Annotated in this window: 5 protein-coding genes; 4 read left to right on the top strand and 1 reads right to left on the bottom strand. The window is 61.6% G+C overall.

Annotation, left to right across the window (positions count from 1 at the left end):
- On the bottom strand, positions 1-542 hold a 542-nt coding region (locus M3436_20515; GenBank protein MDQ3566355.1), incomplete at its 3' end, for a hypothetical protein.
- A 143-nt stretch (positions 543-685) separates the two neighbouring features.
- Here M3436_20515 and M3436_20510 point away from each other — a divergent pair.
- The 4 genes from M3436_20510 (at position 686) to M3436_20495 (ending at position 2,616) form a co-directional block, all read left to right on the top strand.
- A complete protein-coding gene (locus M3436_20510) occupies positions 686-1,243 on the top strand; it encodes a hypothetical protein (GenBank protein MDQ3566354.1) in 558 nt (185 codons plus the stop codon).
- Between the two features lie 50 nt (positions 1,244-1,293).
- Entirely contained in the window at positions 1,294-1,803 is a 510-nt protein-coding gene (locus M3436_20505; protein MDQ3566353.1) for a hypothetical protein, read from the top strand.
- Positions 1,764-2,186: a hypothetical protein gene (locus M3436_20500; GenBank protein MDQ3566352.1), complete on the top strand. Its 423-nt coding sequence runs from the start codon at positions 1,764-1,766 to the stop codon at positions 2,184-2,186. Before M3436_20505 ends, M3436_20500 begins: the two co-directional genes overlap by 40 nt.
- A gap of 178 nt (positions 2,187-2,364) precedes the next feature.
- On the top strand, positions 2,365-2,616 hold the full coding sequence (locus tag M3436_20495) for a hypothetical protein (protein ID MDQ3566351.1): 252 nt from the start codon (positions 2,365-2,367) through the stop codon (positions 2,614-2,616).
- Positions 2,617-2,665: the final 49 nt, after the last annotated feature.

The following is a 2,665-nucleotide window of genomic DNA, read 5'->3' as shown; positions in this document are numbered from 1 at the left end:
TAAGTGTAGTGTCTCAATAATGGCTTTACAATGGCTGATCTTTTCCAAGATGTCTTCGACCTTTTTGGTCCAAGCGTGTTGACCAGAATAAATTCATCGATCGCCGCAATCAGCTCCGGCACGCTTTTGAAAACGCCTCGCCGATCCAACGCTTGTACCTGCGATTTCTCGTCCACGCAGAGCACCAGCGCTTTGTCCGGTGGGTTGAGGTAGACGCCGACCACGTCCGTCAACTTCTCAACAAACCGCTTGTCCTTCGACAATTTGAAGCCCTCGATCCGATGCGGCTGCAAGCCGTGCGCGTCCCAGATCCGCGCCACGCTGGCATGGCTGACTCCTTGCGCTTTCCCCATCGTCCGCGTGCTCCAGTGCGTCGCAGCTTCCGGCTTCGTGTGCAGGGTGGCTTGTACGATCGCATTGACTTTCTCGGCAGACAAACGTTGTACGCTCAGTCCATGTGGGGCGTCCTCAGACAGACCCGAAGGGCCTGCTTCTTCGAAACGTTTCCTCCAAAGCAGAACGGTCGGACGCGAGGTACCCAACTGATCGGCAATGGCGTTGGGTGAAGATCCTTTTTTAACGACAACAGATCAATAGGTTATGAGCGAAAATGCTTGGAAGAGAGGGCACTCCGTGGTAGGTATGGGTTTCTCTAGATCATACGTCCCACAAAGGAGGCCCTCTCATGACGCAAGCATACCTTATCAAGCAGGGTGTGGAGGAGTTTGCGCCGGCCCGCGAGCAGTTTGCGGTGATCGTGGCTCAGCTGCAATCGGCGGCGGTGTTGGGCATGGAGCATGGCGAGGTGGAAAAACTGGTCTCGCGGGAGGGCACGGAGCTCTTGAGGCGGTTGGTGCAAGCCCACTTCGATCTGCGTACGGGGAGGGAGAAGCGCGAGGCGGGCGTGCGCGGTGCCGACGGCATCCTGCGAAGCCAGGTACGACAGGGATGCCCAAGGCGGCTGGAGAGTTTGTTCGGGGCGGTCGAGGTCAGGCGATGCGGCTACAGTGCCCCTGAGGAAGAGAGCCTGTTCCCGCTCGATGGGGAGCTCAACCTGCCCAAAGACAGCTACTCGCACGGGCTGCGGGAACGATTGGCCTCGACGGGGGGCAAGATCCCCAAGCGTCAGGCCGAGGAGTTGACAGCCAAGGTGAGCCAGGACTTCGAGGCGTTCTATGAAGCTCGCGCGGGCCATGGCGCGGAAGAGACCCTGGATCCCTTGGTGTTGAGCGAACCGGAATGACAGGGAGGTCATGCTTTTGGGAGGTACAGGATGAAGATGGCAAGGGCATCGTGATGCGTAGGGAAGGCCTGCGTGAGGGGACGAAGCGAGCGGCGGAGCGGGAGAGTCACAAGCTCAAGGCCCGCCTCTCCCCCGGGGAGAAGCGCAATCGCAAGCGCATGGCGACGGTGGCGGCGGTGTACAGCATCGAGCGGCAGGTTCGGACGCCGGAATCGGTCATGGGCGGGAAAAGCGAGGAAGACGCGCCCCAGCCTCGAGCGCGCAACAAACGGGTGTGGGCCAGCGTCGAGCGGTCGCCCGAGCAGGTGACCGAGGAGGTCTTTCAGGAAGCGCTGCGGCGAGACCCCAATCGGGAGCGCCCGTGGCTGATGTTGGTCGATGGGCATGAAGAACAGCTCGGCCAGATCCGAGGCGCGATCGACCGGCATGGGGTCGAGGTCACGCTCGTCCTCGATTTCTCCACGTGCTCGAATACCTCTGGAAGGCCGCGTGGTGTTTCTTCGTCCCCGGGTGCGAGGCGGTGGAAGCCTGGGTCGGCGAGCGGGCCTTACAGATCTTGAGGGGCAAGGCCCGCGATGTGGCGGCGGGGATGCGGCGCAGTGCGACCCTGCGGGACCTCTCCCAAGACCAGCGCAAGGGGGTCGACACCTGCGCGGATTATCTCCTCAAGTACCACGAGATGCTGCGCTACGACCGCTATCTCGCCGAGGGTTTCCCCATTGCCACCGGGGTCATCGAAGGGGCCTGTCGTCACCTCGTCAACGACCGCATGGACATCACCGGGGCACGCTGGGGCCTGCGCAGCGCCGAGGCGGTATTGCAGCTCCGGTCGCTGCATTCCAGCGGTGATACGGAGGCCTACTGGGCGTTTCATAAGGCCCAAGAGCAAGAGCGTAACCACCGCTCACGGATGGCAAGTCACCTCTTCAAAGAGGCGGCCTGACGGGCCGAAGCGTCGTTCTAAAAGAGCCGCACCCAAAGCCTTCAGGGAGGAAAGCTCCACCCTCGCCAGGCGCGGATTTCCACTAGAGCAACTGGACCAAGCCGCATGCCGGTTGTTCGGCGGAGCGAACGCCCCAACGCGCACCGATGATTGCTTAGGCGATGATGGCCCAGGTGACATGCCTTGGCGTCTTTTGGGCATCATGCGGCTGGCCTCCACCGGTGGTGCGATTCCGCTGCGCGAGCTGCGTGGCCTCACCTTCATCGCTAAACCGGAGTTCGACGCGGCCATCCTGGCCCTGCGGGATGCGGGATGCGTTCACCTCCATCACCATGACCATCCGGCGGCGATCACGGAAGACGAACGGTATGACCTAGTCACGGACGGTCGGGGGGATTATTACGTTGCTGCGGGCTTGTTGGCGAGGTGAGTGATACATGAACGCGCTTCCGGCGCTCAATCCCTTCCAGGGGTCGGTT

The organism is Pseudomonadota bacterium (genome assembly GCA_030859565.1).
Taxonomy (GTDB): domain Bacteria; phylum Pseudomonadota; class Gammaproteobacteria; order JACCXJ01; family JACCXJ01; genus USCg-Taylor.
This window is presented reverse-complemented; position numbering and strand designations above follow the sequence as displayed.

Bases quoted from the DNA above. Each gene is read 5' to 3' on its own strand.
- M3436_20510 (MDQ3566354.1), top strand. From the start codon at position 686: ATGACGCAAGCATACCTTATCAAGCAGGGTGTGGAGGAGTTTGCGCCG.
- M3436_20495 (MDQ3566351.1), top strand. From the start codon at position 2,365: ATGCCTTGGCGTCTTTTGGGCATCATGCGGCTGGCCTCCACCGGTGGT.